The organism is Streptomyces sp. NPDC005728, from assembly GCF_040630895.1.
Taxonomy (GTDB): domain Bacteria; phylum Actinomycetota; class Actinomycetes; order Streptomycetales; family Streptomycetaceae; genus Streptomyces.
This window is the reverse complement of the sequence record NZ_JBEXYL010000094.1, coordinates 1-16,167: the sequence shown is the minus strand read 5'-3', so window position 1 is coordinate 16,167 and position 16,167 is coordinate 1. Positions and strand designations below refer to the sequence as shown.

The 16,167-nt window shown below is 73.7% G+C and carries 7 protein-coding genes and 1 pseudogene; 5 read left to right on the top strand and 3 right to left on the bottom strand.

Features of this window, described 5'->3' with window-relative positions:
• Positions 1-95: 95 nt before the first annotated feature.
• From ABZ471_RS38550 to ABZ471_RS38530, 5 genes are all read left to right on the top strand, one after another.
• A complete protein-coding gene (locus tag ABZ471_RS38550) occupies positions 96-1,469 on the top strand; it encodes an MFS transporter (protein WP_359073296.1) in 1,374 nt (457 codons plus the stop codon).
• Complete coding sequence (locus tag ABZ471_RS38545) at positions 1,466-3,259, top strand: prolyl oligopeptidase family serine peptidase (protein WP_359073294.1); 1,794 nt, start codon at positions 1,466-1,468, stop codon at positions 3,257-3,259. The genes ABZ471_RS38550 and ABZ471_RS38545 overlap by 4 nt, the downstream gene beginning before the upstream one ends.
• A 57-nt stretch (positions 3,260-3,316) precedes the next feature.
• Positions 3,317-3,442: a hypothetical protein gene (locus tag ABZ471_RS38540; protein WP_257785090.1), complete on the top strand. Its 126-nt coding sequence runs from the start codon at positions 3,317-3,319 to the stop codon at positions 3,440-3,442.
• A 91-nt stretch (positions 3,443-3,533) separates the two neighbouring features.
• The gene (locus ABZ471_RS38535) at positions 3,534-5,492 is read left to right on the top strand and encodes a RiPP maturation radical SAM C-methyltransferase (protein ID WP_359073292.1); all 1,959 of its coding nucleotides are present in this window, start codon (positions 3,534-3,536) and stop codon (positions 5,490-5,492) included.
• 62 nt (positions 5,493-5,554) lie between these two features.
• On the top strand, positions 5,555-6,214 hold the full coding sequence (locus ABZ471_RS38530) for a DUF5825 family protein (protein ID WP_359073290.1): 660 nt from the start codon (positions 5,555-5,557) through the stop codon (positions 6,212-6,214).
• Positions 6,215-6,271: 57 nt separating this feature from the next.
• On the opposite strand, the gene ABZ471_RS38525 is transcribed toward ABZ471_RS38530, so the two are convergent.
• From ABZ471_RS38525 to ABZ471_RS38515, 3 genes and pseudogenes are all read right to left on the bottom strand, one after another.
• On the bottom strand, positions 6,272-14,392 hold the full coding sequence (locus ABZ471_RS38525) for a type I polyketide synthase (RefSeq protein ID WP_359073289.1): 8,121 nt from the start codon (positions 14,390-14,392) through the stop codon (positions 6,272-6,274).
• Between the two features lie 139 nt (positions 14,393-14,531).
• Positions 14,532-14,906 (bottom strand): annotated as a pseudogene (locus tag ABZ471_RS38520) (AbfB domain-containing protein); the annotation flags it as partial.
• Between the two features lie 279 nt (positions 14,907-15,185).
• Positions 15,186-16,167, bottom strand: a 982-nt coding sequence (locus ABZ471_RS38515; RefSeq protein WP_359073288.1) for a tetratricopeptide repeat protein, incomplete at its 5' end; no start/stop codon positions are given.

Below are 16,167 nucleotides of genomic sequence, written 5' to 3'. Positions count from 1 at the left end.
CACACATGACGGCCGGAATCTCCGGTTCGGCAGTCGCTTCCGCATGCGCGATCCGGGCGACCTCCCCCAGGGGGACGCCGGCACATCCAGGGGGGGTGGAGGACATCGACACGTCTCGATTACCGCAGCATGCCGACGCCGGCGGGTCGTCCGCTCCGGTCACCGCTTCCCTCCCGACCGCCGCCGGAGCGCGCGCGGGCGGCCGGCGCGACGTCTCCGTCCTGTGGTGCGTCAACGCCGTCGACGGACTCGGCAGCCAGACCTCCGGCCTGGTGTTCCCTCTGTTACTCCTGGGCCTGGGCCACGGCCCGGGAACCGCGGGCATGTTCGCCAGCGCCGCTGCCCTCACCGGTGTGCTCCTCGGACCGGTCATGGCCGTACCGTCCGACCGGGGGCATCGGCGCCGCCTCATGACCGGCGCGGCGGTGCTGGCGTCGCTGGCGATGGCGGGCCTGGCCGTCTCCTGCCTCCGGCACCCGCCCCTGTGGGTCCTGCTGGGTCTGGCGTTCACCGAGCGCCTGTGCGCGACGGCGTACGAGACGGCGGCGCGCGGGGCCCTGCGCCGGCTGGCGACATCCGACGACCTCCCGCGCGCCGTGGCCGGTGTCCAGACGGGCGATCAGATGGCGCTGGTGCTGGGACCGGCGCTGGGCGGCATCCTGTTCGGCGTGGGCCGCTTCCTGCCGTTCGCCGTCGACGCACTCTCCTACGTCGTGGCAGCCGTCGGGGTGCGGGCCATCCGTACTCCCCTGGACCCGGCCGTCGTACGTGGGAGTTCGCCCGTCCTGCGCACCGGCAGGACGCGTACCCCGCGACCGGCTCCCCCCGGCACGCTACGGGCCGGCATCGCCGCGGTGGTCCGCTCCCCGGTGCTGCGGCTGGTTCTGCTGTGGTCGTCCGTGGCGAGCGGGGTGTTGGCTCTGCTGTTCTACACCGCGGTGTTCGTGCTGGGCACTCGCGCGGGCGGCGCCGCCACGGGAGCCGTGCTGGCGGCCTCCGGTGCAGCAGGTCTGGTCGGTTCGCTGATGGCGGCGCGGGTGGTGCGTCGGCTCGGCGCCCGTCGGTCGCTGACGGCGGCCACCTGGCTGCTGCTCCCGCCGTGTGCCGCGCTGTCGGCGGCCGACGGCCCGTGGCTGTGGGGACTCTGCTTCTCCGCGCTGTGCCTGGTGCTGCCGGTGGTCACCGTCGTCCTGGGCGGAGCGGCCATCCTCGCGGTGCCCGAGGACCTGCAGTCCCGGACCGGAGCCGTACTGGGGTCCGCCACCGCCGCGACGGCCGCGCTGGCACCCGCCGCAGCGGCCGCCCTGGTGACCTGGGGCGGCCCTCCGGCACCCGCCATGACCTGCGGGGTCGTCCTGGCCCTCCTCGCGTTCCACACACAGCGCAAGGCCCCGACCGTACTGCGGCCGGCCATGTCCGCGGCCGGGCACGCCCGCTCGGCCGGTTCGCCTCCGGGGGGCCGGACATGACGGGTCCCTATCAGGTGTTCGTGGCCGCCCTCCCCGACGTGTGCTCGGCCGACCCGCTCCGCATGGTGTTCACCGCGGACTCCGGGGGCCGCTGCGAGGTCTTCACGTGGGACGCGGCGGCCCGCAGGACCCGCCAGGTCACCGACAGCTCCGGCGGTACGGCCCACTGCGCGATCGACGCCGACGGCTACGTGTGGTGGTTCGAGGAGGACGCGACGGAGCGTGGCCGCTGGTGGTTCCAGCACTTCGACGGCGGCCCGCGGCTGCCTGGCCTGCCCGGTGCACCGGCCGGGCAACCGCGCGGCCTGGCCGTGACCGCGGGCGGGGTGGTCGCAGCCGCTGTCGCCGACAGGCGGGAGACCGTGGTGCTGGTGGGGCGGCGCGGCCGCGCCCCGCGTGAGGTGCTGCGCACCTCCGGGCCCTGCCGGCTGGGCGGCATCACACCGGACGGCACTCTGATCGCTCTGGCGTCGTCGGCCGACGACGCGGCGGCCGTCGAAGTCGTCACGCCCGACGGCCGGGCCGTCGCCACCCTGCCCGGCGTCGGCCGGCCCGGCACCGGGCTGTGGTGCCAGGGCTTCTCGCCCCGGGCCGGGCGCCGCGAGCTGCTGCTGGTGCAGGACCTCGGCGACTGCTACGCCCCGGCCACCTGGACGCCGCAGGAAGGGCTGCGGAGCCATCGATGGTGCACCTTCGACACGGAGATCAGCGCCCGCTGGTGTCCGGACACGCGCGAGGTTCTGGTGCGTCAGGACCGGCACGGCCGCTCCCTGCTGCACCGGGTGGACCTCGACACCCGGCGGCGGACGGTCGTGCCCACACCCGCCGGAAGCGTGCTGGACGCGGCGCCCCGAGCCGGCGGAGCGGTCGACTACCTGTGGACCGACACCGCTCATCCGCCCGTCCTGCACGCCATGGACGGCATCGCCCTGCCGCCGCCCGGCCCCCGGGCCGTGGTCCCCGGCCGGCACACCGACCTGTGGACGCCCACGGATTCGGGACGCGTGCACACCCTGCTGAGCCTTCCGGAGCCGGCCGGCAGCGCGCCGTCGCCCGCCGTGTTCCTGGTCCACGGCGGACCGGCCGACCACGACCGGGACGCCTACGACGCCACGGTGCACTCGCTGGTGGCGTCCGGGTACGCGGTCGTCCGCGTCAACTACCGAGGCTCCACCGGGTACGGGCCGCACTGGCGGCGTGCGTTCCCCGCCGGAGTCGGCCACACCCAGGTGGACGACCTGGCCGCGGTCCGCGGCGACCTCGTCTCCCGGGGCCTGGTCGCGGGTACTGCGAGCGCCCTGTGGGGTGTGTCCTGGGGGGCCTACCTGGTGCTGCTCGCCCTCGGCTCCCGCCCCGGGCTGTGGCAGGCCGGAATCGCCGTCAAGCCGGTCGGCGACTGGGTCGCCGCGCACCGCGCCACCACACCGGCGCTGCGGGCCCTGGACGTCCGGCTGTTCGGCGGCACTCCGGACGAGGTGCCGGATCGCTACGCCAGTAGCTCGCCCGTCACCTACGCGGCCGCGGTCACGGCACCGCTCCTCGTGGTCGGTGCGACCCGTGACGCCAAGTGCCCGCCCGGGCAGATCCGTAGCTACCTCGCCGCACTGGCCGCCGCGGACGTACCGCACAAAGCCCTGTGGCTCGACACCGGGCACGACGGCTACGACGGCGCGTCGCATGTCGCCGTCCTGCGCCGGTCCCTGCGCTTCCTGCGCGACCGGTTGCCCGACCCGGCGCTCGGCGCCCCCGGACGTCCCCCGGCACCTGCGGGAGGACCCCGGTCCCGCTGAGGCAACAGCGGGACCGGGCGTGCACAGCACCATCCCACTCACAGATGGAGGAACACCGTGCAGAAGGACATCATCCACAACGACCCGCTCGCGGGCGACGAGGAGAACCGCAAGCCGGGCATCGGCATCACCATCACCATCCCGTTCCGCAACGCGGACGAGGGCGGCGACGACGAGGAGTGAACAACGGCCCGGCCGGCCCGCCGAGCACGCGGACCGGCCGGGCTCCCCGTTCCTCCTGTTCCGTCCCACGCCGTGCCTCAAGGAGCCGACCGTGCGCGTTCTCCTGCTCAACATGCCCTGGTCGCCCATCGACCTGCCCTCCCTGGCCCTGGGCATCCTCAAACGCAGTGTCGACGAGCGCGTCGCGGGCGCGACCTGCGAGGTTCTGCACGCCAACCTGGAGTTCACCGACTGGATCACCCGGCGCGCCGAGTTCTCCGCGGAGGACTACGAGTACTACGCGCTGTCGTCCTACTTCCTCGGCTGCGGAGACTGGGTGTTCTCCAGTGCCCTGTACGACGATCCGGCCTGGAAGGACGCCGAGTTCACCGAGGTGATGACCGGCAGGCTCCGCTCCTCGCGCATGCGCATGACACGCCAACTGCACGAGCTTGTACCGGAGTTCGTCGAAGAGATCGCTCGGCGCGTGGCCGACCTGGCGCCCGATGTCGTGGGGCTGACGTCCACGTTCCAGCAGAACACCGCCGCCCTGGCCGCAGCCCGGCACATCAAGCGACTCGCCCCGGACGTCGTGACGGTCATGGGCGGCGCCAACTGCGACGCCGAACAGGGCGCGGCCGTCCACCGCAACTTCCCCTTCGTCGACTTCGTGGTGCGCGGTGAGGGCGAGGACGCCTTCCCGCGCCTGCTCGGGGCGCTGCGGGACGGATCGGGGGCCGCCGCGTTCGCCGGCATCCCCGGGCTGTGCCATCGCGCCGACGGCGCCGTATCCACCGCCAACCCGATGCCGACCGGTCCCCTGCCTCCGGCGGCGATCCTGCCGCCCGACTACAGCGGCTACTTCGAACGGCTCGCCGGGTCCGTCGCCCGCAACTGGGTGGAACCGAAACTGGTGGTCGAGGGCGCCCGCGGCTGCTGGTGGGGCGAGAAGCACCACTGCACTTTCTGTGGTCTGAACGGCTCGTTCATGCAGTTCCGCAGCAAGAGCCCCGACACCTTCTACCAGGAGATCATGGACCTGGCGGAGCGCCACCGCGTGCTGGACATGTACGTCGTCGACAACATCCTCGACATGCGGTACCTGTCCACCGTGCTGCCCCGGATCATCGACAGCGGCTACGACCTGCGCATGCATATCGAGATCAAGGCGAACATGCGCCGCCCGCAGCTCCAGGTCCTCGCCGACGCCGGGCTCATCTACGTCCAGCCCGGTATCGAGAGCCTCAACAGCAGGGTGCTCGACCTCATGGACAAGGGAGTCAGCGGCTGCCAGAACGTGCGCATGCTCCGGGACGCGGCCGAGACGGGACTGTCCGTCTCCTGGAACTACCTGCACGGCTTCCCCGGCGAGACCGCCGCGGACTACGACCCCGTGATCGACCAACTGCCCGCGCTGGAACACCTGAACCCGCCGGTCGACCTGTCCGCCCGGATCGCCATCGAGCGCTTCAGCCCCTACTTCAACCGTCCCGAACTGGGCTTCACGGGGCTCCGCCCCGAGGAGCACTACCTGTTCACGTACGACCTGCCCGAGGAGGAGCTGCACGACCTGGCCTACGTCTTCCAGGCGCCCGAACGCGGCATCGGCAAGGACACGGTGACCCGGCTGAACGACGCCATCGCCGCGTGGAAGAAGCACCACACCGACGCCCGGCTCACCCACACCGACCTGGGGGACGAGATCGTCCTGGTCAGCCGTAGGCCCTCCTTCGACTGGCGGACCCTGCGCCTGACCGACCCGTTCGCCCTCGCGCTCTTCCGCCTCCTGGACCAGCCGCACTCCCCCATGGCCCTGCACCGCAAGGCAACCTCCGCCCCCTCCTTCGCCGACCGCACACCCGAGGACGTGCAGGCCCTGCTGGACGACTGGACGGCGCTCGGCGTGACCTTCACCGACGCGGGCCAGTACGTCCACATAGCGCCCGCCTCCGTCAACCAGGACCTCCTGCGTCTGGACTACATGCGCCACGTACACGCCCGCCCCACCATCGAAGAGGCCGGGGAACCCGTCCCGGCGGCCCATGCCGCACCGGCTCCCGCGCTCCCCTGACCCCCGCCCCCGGCCCCCGCCTCGCCTGCCGATCCGACTCCGGACACCGACAAGGACCGCCCATGCCAGCCAGCACACCGAGCCCGGCCGTCCTGGCCTGGCGCGACCACGACCCGCAGGCCCGCACACTGCCGGGCATGTCCCTGGGCCGCGTCCCGCTCACCACGGATCCCGGCGACGCCGAACGGCTGTGGGCCATGGGCACGCGGCGCGCCGAACTCGACACCCCTGTCGACCTCGCCGCGCCCGGGCGGGCAGCCGCCCGGGCAGCGATCGACCAGCTGTGCCTGATCCGCGACCTAACGGCACGCGCCGTACAGGTCGACTGGGAACTGCGCCTGCCCCAGGACCGGGGAGAGCATCTGTGGAAGGTGCTGTCCCACCTGCACCCGCCTCGCGCCCTCGCGGGCCTCGCCGACGGCGACACCGCCCTGCACGCCTGGCGAACTCGCCACTACCTCTGCAAACTGATCTGGCGTCAGGGGCCCGGCTTCCTCCAGATCCGCGACCGGCGCTGGGGCGATCTGCGCCGGTTCACCGCCGACGACCCCCGTTACCCGGCGGCCATCGCCCGACTCGACCGGGGCGCTCGCGCCGGGGACTTCGCCGCCGACATCATCGAGGAACTCGACGCCGAACACCTTGTCCTGCGAGCCGACGACCTCGTCTGGTGGCTGCCCTACCGTGTCACCCGCTGGCTCCAGGAGGCCATGGCCGTCTAGGGCCTGTCCGGCGCGCTCCGCCCTGCGTCGGGCGAGGTCGAGGTGGCAGACAGCGCGTCAGCCGGTGAGGGGATCGAGCCCGCTGATCCAGTCGCGGAGCGCCTGTGCCGTGGTGGGTGCGTGTGCTTCGGCGAGGGTCCAGTGGTCGCCCGGGACGTCCAAGGTGTCGGACAACTGCGGCCAGGAGGACCGCCACTCGTGCCTTTCTGTCCCGCGGACGCCGTGGGTGCGCATCTCCGGCAGCTGCTCGGTGGCGCGCACCAGGAGTGTGGATACGTCCGCCGGTTCGGGGCGGTGGCCGCGGAGCATCCGGGTGTAGGCGCCGAGTGCGGCCAGCGCCATGTCCTCCACCGCGGTGTCGAACCCCTCCCCCATGGCCAGGGCCGCACGGGCGGGCAGGGCGAGCAGCCATGGCTCGGCCTCCCGTTCGGGCGTCACGTGGTAGGTGTCGAGGAGGACCAGGCCCGCGGGCGGGGTGCCGGTCGCCGCCAGCCGCGCGGCGACCGCATGGGCCGGGTAGCCGCCCATCGACCAGCCCAGCAGGACGGGCCGGCGCTCGCCCAGCCGCTCCCGCAGGGTGGCCGTGTGCAGGTCCACCAGCGTCTGCCAGTCGCGGGGCAGCGCTTCGCCGGCGGTGACTCCGGGATGCCGCATTTCCAGCACGTCGCGTTCCCCGTCGAAGTGGCGCGCCAACTCGGCGTACCAGGGCCTGCCCAGGGCCGGGGAGAAGCCGGGGAAGCACACCAGGGGTGAGCGGTCGTCCGCGCCCGCGGCCAACGGGAGCGGGGGCAGGGTATGCGCGGCGGCGTCCTCGGGGCCGAAGCCGGGGACGGCCAGCGAGGCGGTGACGAGCAGGTGCATCGCCGAGACGACGTCACCGGTCCCGCAGACGCGGCGGTAGAGGGAGGCAAGGGTCTGCGGGGACCGCGTTGTCGCAGGGCGCGGGGGCACCCCGGCGGCTGTCTCGCGGTCGGGCAGCGCGTCGTGCAGTCCGGCGAGCAGGTGGTCCGCCAGTCGTTCGGTGGTGGGCAGGTCGAACGTGAGGGTGGCGGGCAGTTCCAGGCCGGTGAGCAGGCTCAGCCGGTTGCGCAGCAGAACGGCGGTCAGGGAGTCGAGGCCCAGCTCCGTGAAGGCACGGTCGGCCGTCACGTCTCCCGCACCGGCATGGCCGAGCACATCGGCGACCGCCTCCCGGACCAGCGTGAGCAGCGCGTCGGCGCGGTCGTCGGCGGGGAGCCGGGACAGCCGCTCCCGCCACGCTCCGGGCGAGTCGTGCGCCGCCGCGGCGGTGTCGGCCGCCGGGCCCCGGCCGTCGAGGTCCCCGTCCGGGGCCGCTGCGGAGCCGGAGGGCCGTAGGAGCCCCCGCAGCGGGGGCGGAACCGGCCGCCGTGACGTACCGGCCCTCAGGTCCAGCGGCAGCGGAGCCAGCACCGGCTCGCCCGCCGCCAACGCGGCGTCGAACAGTGCCAGGCCCTCGGCGGGGGTGACGGCGCGCAGCACACCGTCGCCGGTCCGGCCGGTACGGGCCGCCATGCCGTCGGCTCCCGCCCAGGGCCCCCACACCAGTGAGAGTGCGGGCAGTCCCAGGGCGGTCCGGTGCAGCGCGAGGGCGTCGAGGAACGCGTTCGCTGCGGCGTAGCCCGCCTGACCGGGATTGCCGAGCAGGCCCGCCGCCGAGGAGAAGAGCACGAACTGCGACAGGGGCAGGTCCTTGGTCAGCTCGTGCAGGCGCCAGGCCGCGTCCGCCTTCGGCCGCATGACGGCTGCGAGCCGCTCGGGTGTCTGCCCCTCCAGCACTCCGTCGTCCAGGACACCCGCCGCATGCACCACCGCGGTCAGGTCGGCGGCGTACCGGTCGATGACCTCGGCCGCCGCGGTCCGGTCGGCGGCGTCGCAGGCGACCACGTCGACCCTGCCGCCGGCCCGCTCGATCTCCTCCCGCAGCCGGCGTGCAGCGGGGGACTTCGGGCCGGTGCGGCTGGTGAGCACGAGTCGGCGGACCTTGTGATGCTCCGTCAGATGCCGGGCCAGCAGCGTGCCGAGAGCCCCCGTCCCGCCGGTGATCAACACGGTGCCGTCCTCTGCGAACGGCGTCGTACGGGTGGGCGGGGTCGTGGCCGTCCGGGTCAGCCGGGGCACCAGCACCTCGCCGGCGTGGAGCGCGAGCTGGGGTTCGCCCGTTGCCAGCGCGGCCGTCAGGTGACGCAGCGACTCCGGGCGGCCGTCGACGTCGACGAGGGCGAGGCGGCCGGGATACTCCGACTGGGCGCTGCGCACCAGCCCCCAGACCGCGGCGGCGGGCAGGTCCGGGTTCCGCCCGGTGGCGCCGCGGGTCACCAGAACCAGACGCGATCCCGGAGCCAGGACGGGCAGCCGCTTGTGCAACAGGTCCAGAGCGCGCGCGACCAGATCGCGAGCGTCGGCGGCCGGGTTGGCGGAGGGGGCCGGCGAGGTCAAGGAGACGACGACGGCCGAGGAGACCGCTTCGACGGAGCCTTCGACAGAGCCGGCGAGGTGTGCCGCGGTCCCCGAGGACGCGGAAGCCGCGGTCTCGGCACCGGAGAGCGCTGCGGACAGGCCGAGGTCGTCCGGCGACGCGACCGCGAACGCGGGCACGGACGAGCCGGCTGGGGCGGCGGTCCACACCGGGCGGTACAACGGCTGCAAGAGTCCCTCGGTGCCGGCGGTGCCGGGGACCGCCCGGGTGATCAGCTCGTCCACCCGCAGCACCGGCCTGCCTGCCGGGTCGGCGAGATCCGCGGCGACCGTGTCCTCCCCGGTGGGACGGAGCCGGACCCGCAGAGCGGTGACGCCGGAGGCATGGCGGCTGACGCCCCGCCAGGAGAAGGGCAGCCGGGTCGGGGTGGTCGGTCCGGGCTGTCCCGGTTCCGAGGGAAGCAGCAGCGGAGCGTGCACGGCGGCGTCGAGCAGTGCGGGATGGACCGCGTACCGGTGTGCCTCTGCTATGGCGTCGTCGGGGAGACGTACGTCGGCGAGCAGGTCGTCTCCCTGCCGCCACATGGCCCGCACGCAGCGGAACGCCGGGCCGTAGGCGTAGCCCGCGCTCGCCGTCCGGTCGTAGGCCCCCGTCAGGTCGACCGGCACGGCGTCCGAGGGCGGCCAGGACTCCTGTGAGCCGCGGGTCGGGCCGGGGTCGGTGGCGGCCGGTCCCAGCCGGCCGGTGGCGTGACGGGTCCACGTGCCGGCCGGACCGGAGTCCTCGGGGCGCGCGTGGATGTCGACGGTCCGGCGGCCGGACGGGTCCGGCTCGCCCAGCGCCACCTGCACCTCGACGCGCCGGCCGGAGCCGGGCAGCTGGAGGGGGAGCAGCAGTGTCAGCTCCTCAAGGACCTCCAGCCGGCAGATTCCGCCGGTGTGGAGGGCCATGTCGGCGAGGGCGGCGGCGGGGACCAGCAGGCGTCCGCCGACCACGTGGTCGCGCAGCCAGGGCTGCTCGGCCTCCGACAGGTGGCCGGTGCTCAGCAGCCGGCCGGTGTCCGGGAGGCTCGTCGTCGAGGTCAGCACCGGATGGCCGGAGGCGGTGCGTGCGGCCGTCGGTGCCGCGGTCGGTGTGGTGCGGGGCGGCTCGGCCAGCCAGTAGCGTTCCCGTTGGAAGGGGTAGGTGGGCAGGTCCACGCGCTGGGCGCGCCGGTCGGTGTGTCCCCGGTGCACGGCCTCCCAGTCGACCGCCGTGCCGTGCACATGGAGTCGGGCCAGTGCCGCCAGGACAGCGTCGGGCTCCGGGTGGCCGGCCCGCACCGTCGGGGTGAACACCAGGTCCTCGGGGGTCTCGACCGTCGTGATCGCGGCCGAGGTGAGATGCGCGCCGGGTCCCAACTCGGCGAAGGCGGTCACCCTCGCTGCGCGCACCAGATGGCGTACGACGTCGGCGAAGCGCACGGTTTCGCGGGCGTGACGGACCCAGTAGGCCGCCGAGCGCAGGTCGTCTCCGGTGGCCTGTCGCCCGGTCAGTGCCGAGGCGAGAGGGATGCGGGGCGCACGGTAGGTGGCCCGTGAAGCGGCTCGGGCGAACTCCACGAGCGCTGGTTCGACCAGCGGCGAGTGGAAGGCGTGACTGGTACGCAGGCGTACGGTGCGACGCCCGCGGGCCTCGAAACGTGCGGCCACCGCTGTGACTGCTTCCTCGGCCCCCGAGACGACGACCGACCGTGGGCCGTTCACCGCCGCGACCGCCACGGCCCCGGCCGACGCGGGTGTCTCCGCCAGTACGGTCGTCACCTCCTGCTCGGTGGCGTCCAGCGAGACCATGGCACCGCCCGCGGGGAGTCGCTGCATCAACCTCCCTCGGGCGGCGACCAGTTCGACGGCGTCTCGTTCCGAGAGGATCCCGGCTGCATGCGCCGCGGCCAGCTCGCCGACGGAGTGTCCGGCGAGGAAGTCCGGTCGCACTCCCCAGGATTCGAGCAGCCGGAACAGGGCGACCTCGAACGCGAACAGGCCGGCCTGGGCGACGTCGGTCCTGCTGCCCGCGTCGGCAGCCGCGGTTCCCGGGCCGTGCCACAGAGCCTCGCGCAGGGGCCGGTCCCCCACGCCGACGGAGTCGAACCGGCCGCACAGGGCGTCGAAGGCGTCGCCGAACACGGGGAACGCGGTGTGCAACTCCCTGCCCAGGCCCGCCCATCCGGCGCCCTGGCCGGTGAAGAGCAGCGCCAGCCGTCCGCCGGTCCGAACCGGGGGCGGCGCGACTGCCGTCCCGTCAACCGAGAGCCGGTCCAGTTCACTCAGCAAGGCGGCACGGTCCTGGGCGGGCACCGCCGCCCGGTACCGGAACGCGGCGCGCGAGACCGCCGACGAGAACGCCACGTCCCGGAGCGGCAGTTCGGGCCGCTCCCTGAGCAGTGCCGCCGTACGCCGTGCCTGGGCACGCAGCGCTTCGGCACTCGCGCCGGACAGCAGGACCGGCATGCGCGGGGTGGCGGCCTCCCCCGCCTCGGCACTCCCAGGGCTCGCGCCGGACAGCAGGACCGGCATGCGCGGGGTGGCAGCCTCCCCCGCCTCGGCACTCCCGAGGGCGGAGCTCTCCGGCTCAAGGGCCGCTTCTTCCAGGATCACGTGGGCGTTGGTTCCGCCGATGCCGAAGGCGGACACCGCGGCGCGGCGGGGGCTCCCGGGTGCGGGGCGCCACTGCTGCTCCCGCGTCAGCAGCCGCATGGCGCCCGAGGACCAGTCGACGCCGGGTGACGGCTCATCGGCGTGCAGGGTGCGCGGCAGGAGGCCGTGCCGCATCGCCAGCACGGTCTTGATGACCCCGGCGACACCGGCCGCGGCCTGGGTGTGTCCGATGTTGGACTTCAGCGATCCCAGCCACAGCGGCCGCTCGGCCGGGCGGTCCTGTCCGTACACCGCAAGGAGCGCCCGGGCTTCGATGGGGTCGCCGAGCGGGGTGCCGGTGCCGTGGGCCTCCACGGCGTCGATGTCGGCCGGGGTGAGTCCGGCGGCGGCCAGGGCGTCGGCGATCACCCGCTCCTGGGCGGGGCCGCTGGGCGCGGTCAGGCCGTTGGACGCGCCGTCGCCGTTGACCGCGGAGCCGCGCAGGACGGCCAGCACCGGATGGCCGTTACGCCGGGCGTCGGCGAGCCGCTCCAGCAGGACCAGCCCCACGCCCTCGCCCCAGGCCGTCCCGTCGGCCGCGGCCGAGAAGGGCTTGCACCGCCCGTCGGGCGCCAGGCCGCGCAGCCCGCTGAACGCGACGAACGGCACCGGGCTGGCCATGACGGTGGCTCCGCCGGCCACGGCCAGCGAGCACTGGCCCGAGCGCAGCGCCCGCGCCGCCCAGTCCATCGCCACCAGCGAGGAGGAGCAGGCGGTGTCCACCGTGACCGCGGGTCCCTCCAGACCCAGGGTGTAGGCGATGCGCCCGGAGGCCACACTGCCCGCGGAGCCGAGCGCGAGGTGCGCCTCGTACGCGTGGCCTCCGCGGTGCAGCAGACGGCCGCCGTAGTCGCCGTGCATCACGCCGACGAAGACTCCGGTGTCGCTTCCGCGCAGTGCGCCGGGGGCGAGGCCCGCCCGCTCCACGACCTCCCAGGCGGTCTCCAGCAGCAGCCTCTGCTGCGGGTCGGTGGCCAGCGCCTCGCGGGGCGACATGCCGAAGAAGGCCGCGTCGAAGTCGGCGGCCCGGCGCAGGAAGCCGCCGCGGCGGGTGACCGAGGTGCCCGCCCGGTCCGGATCGGGGTCGAACAGCCCGGCCAGATCCCAGCCCCGGTCGGCAGGGAACGCGGACGTGGCGTCCGTGCCGTCGGCGAGCAGTCGCCACAGCTCTTCCGGTGAGGAGGCGTCGTCCACGAGTCCCGGATAGCGGCAGGCCATGGCGACGACGGCCACCGGTTCGTCGGGGGCCGGCGTGACGCCGGGTGTGCCGGGCCTGGCCCTGCGTGCCGCCGCGGGCGGTGCGCCGAGCAGTGCGTCGTGCAGGAACTCGGCCACGGCGTGCGGCGACGGGCGGTCGAACACCAGGGTCGCGGGCAGGTCCAGGCCGGTGACCGCTTCGAGCCGGTCCCGCAGCAGCACACCCTGGAGCGAGCTGACTCCCAGATCGGTGAAGGCCTGCTCCGGCTCCGGTTCGGTGTCCTCGTCACCGCACAGTTCGGCCGTGGCGTCCATGACGAGGCTCAGCACCGCGTGGCGCCGCTCCGGGGCGGGCAGCGCCTGCAGGCGATCCCGCAGCCCGGCGGAGGCGTCCCGCCTCTCGGCTGCCAGTGTCTCGGCCAACTGTGCGGCCAGGACCGTGCGTCGGACCTTGCCGGAGGCGGTACGGGGTACGGTTCCGCTCAGCCGGAACTCGTCCGGCACCTTGAACGCGGACAGCCGCTCCCGGCACGCGGTCCGCAGCCGGGCGAGGTCGGTGCCGTCCGGTCCCGCGACGACCAAGGCCACCGGGACCTCCCCCAGTACGTCGTGCGGCCTGCCGACGACCGCCGCGTCCGCGACACCGCGACAGGCCAGCAGGACCTGCTCCACCTCGACCGGGTTGACGTTCTGCCCGCCGCGGATGATCAGGTCGCCCACCCGGCCGGTGACCCGAAGTCCGCCGTCCGGCTCACGGCGGCCGAGGTCACCGGTGCGGTACCAGCCGTCTCGAAAGACCTGCGCCGTACTGTCGGGGCGGTTGTGGTAACCGATCATCAGACTGGGGCCGCGCACCCAGATCTCGCCCTCGTCGCCGTCCGCGGCCTCATGTCCGGAGACCGGGTCGGACACCCGGACCTCGACTCCGGGCACCGGCCGCGGCGTACGCTCCGGCCCCGGCACGTCGAGCCGGTCGACCGCGATCTTGCCGCAGGTCTCGGTGGCGCCGTAGCCGTCCAACAGCGGCGCCCCCAGCAACTCCTCGACGGAGGCGCGCAGTTCCGCGGGGCACGGGGCTCCGGCGGTGACGCACAGCCGCAGCCCGCCCGGTGCCCGTGGTGCGTCGCGCAGGGCGCTCACCAGCAGGTGGTAGGTGGCCGGCACCCCGGCCACCATCGTGAACGGGCCCTGCAACGGCTGCCGTTCGAGTGCCTCCACGACGTCCACGCCCCTGTCCAGGAGGTAGGCGCTCGCGCCCGTGGCGACCACCCCGAGGACGCACAGCGAGTACGCGTAGGCGTGATGCATCGGCAGTGGCCACAGCACCCGGTCCTGGTCGGACATTCCGAACAGGGGTGCATAGGCGGCGGCCGTCGACCACAGCCCGGCCCGCTGGCTCGTCACCACACCCTTGCGCGCGCCGGTGGTGCCTGAGGTGTAGAGGATCCACGCCGGTTCGTCGAGGCCGAGACCGTCGTACGGCGGACGGCCGGCATCGGTCCCGGCGAGTTCCTCGTACGACACCGCGCCCGCAAGAACGCCGGACGGCGGCGCCTGTGCACCGACGACCACCGCCACCCGCAGGGGCGGCCGCCCGGCCGTCACCCGCGCCAGCCGCTCCAGCAGCGACGCCTCGACCACGACCGCCACCGCGCCGCTGTCGCCGAGGACATGGGCCATCTCGTCGTCGGTCGCGCCGGGATCGATCGGTACGCCGACGACCCCCGCACGCACCGCGGCCAGGCAGCTCTCCACCGTCTCCACGCGGTTGGACAGGCAGAACACCACCCGGTCCCCGCGCCGCACGCCCAGCCGTGCCAGGTGTCCCGCGATCCGGGCCGTCCGCTGATCCAGCTGCGCCCAGGTCACCCCCCGCCGCACGTCCCGGAAGGCGGTCCTCTCCCCCGCGTGTACCGCATGCGCCCGGAGCACTTCGGCCAACGGACGAACCAGTTCCCCGCGAACCCCCGCCATTTCCACCCCTGTTGTGCGTCTGCCCCCCGGTCGACTATAGGCGGTCCCAGGGTGCCTCGAACGCCCAGCTGGTGTCCTCGGTAAAGGCGGCCGGGGTGTCCCAGCTGTGCGTGCCGCCCGACTGGGCCAGCCACAGCTCGGCGTTGATGTGCCGAAGGTACATTCCCGGGAAGTCGGACACCACGAGCCGGATGCCTCCGCTGCCCCGGACCGGGCACCAGGTCGCGTCCTCCCGGTACCCGACCGAGTCGTCACCGCCCTCGCGGCGGACGCGGAAGTCGCGGTGGCGCAGGTACTCGCCCGGGTAGTGGCGCGATGCGAAGGAGTAGCAGAGCTTGTTCGCCAGGCCCGGCTCCACCTTCCACGTGGCGCCCTGCTTCAGCACGTCGCTGCCGGACGCGTCGACCACCTCCTCCCCCCGGCACACACACCTGCCCGGGCACGCATTCAGCTGTCTCCACGCTCGCACCACTGCTCCCGCCACGCGCGCCGAGACGGGCGGACACGGCACTCGAACGGCGGCAGATCGTGATGGAAAGCATCGCGGTATGACATGGGCCCTGCCGGAACCGATGCTCGCCGCTCCCGTGCCCGACCCGGCTCTGCTGTCAGAATGGGCCGGCGAGCCCAAGTTTTGAACAGCGTCTACATGAGCCCGTTGTCCGCACGCTGGGCAGCAATGCAGTGCTTACTTCGCAGACGATGTCCGCAGTCTGTCCCGCTGGCGGCGGGCAGCGCTCAACTCATCGACGTACGCCTTGGGCAAGTCGGAGTGGAGGCTCGCAAAGAGGGCTACCGCCTCTTCCATAACCACGAGCGCCTCGCGACGCTGCCCCATGTTCTCCAACCGGGTCCCGAGACTATCGAGTGCTCTAGCGTATTCCGGGGTGTGCGCGTCGGGGTCGGCCGCCACCAACTGCCGGTACAGGGCCACTGCCTCCTTGGCGGCAGCGAGCGCCTCGCGACGCTGCCCCGCCTCATCTAGCTGGATCCCGAGAGCCTGGAGCGTTCCCGCCAGGTCGGGGGTGTGCGCGTCAGGATCGGCCGCCACCAGCTCCCGGAACAGGGCCACTGCCTCCTCTGCGGCCGCGAGCGCCTCCCGATGCTGCGCCACCTCACCCAACCGGACCCCGAGACTCTGGAGTGTTCCGGCCAGGTTGCGGGTGTGAGCATCCGGATCGGCAGTCACCAATTGCCGTAACAGGGCCACTGCCTCCTTGATGGCCGCGAGCGCCTCGCGATACCGCGCGACCTCACCCAACTCGACACCGAGAGTCTGGACAGCTGCGGCGAGGTCGGGGGTGTGGGCGTCTGGATCGGCCGCCATCAGCTCCCGGAACAGGGCCACTGCCTCCTCTGCGGCCGCGAGCGCCTCCCGACGCCGCCCCACCTCACCCAACCGGATCCCAAGATTCTGGAGTGCTCTGGCGAGACCGGGGGTGTGGGCGTCTGGATCGGCCGCCACCAACTGCCGGAACAGGACTACTGCCTCCTTGGCGGCCGCGGGCGCCTCCCGATACCGCCCCGCATGGCTTAGCCGGCTCCCGAGGCTCTGGAGAGCCCCAGCGAGCTCGGGGGTGCGGGCGCCGGGATCGGCCGCCACCAACTGCCGGTACAGGGCCACTGCCTCCTCTGCGGCCGCGAGCGCCTCCCGACGCCGCCCCACCTCA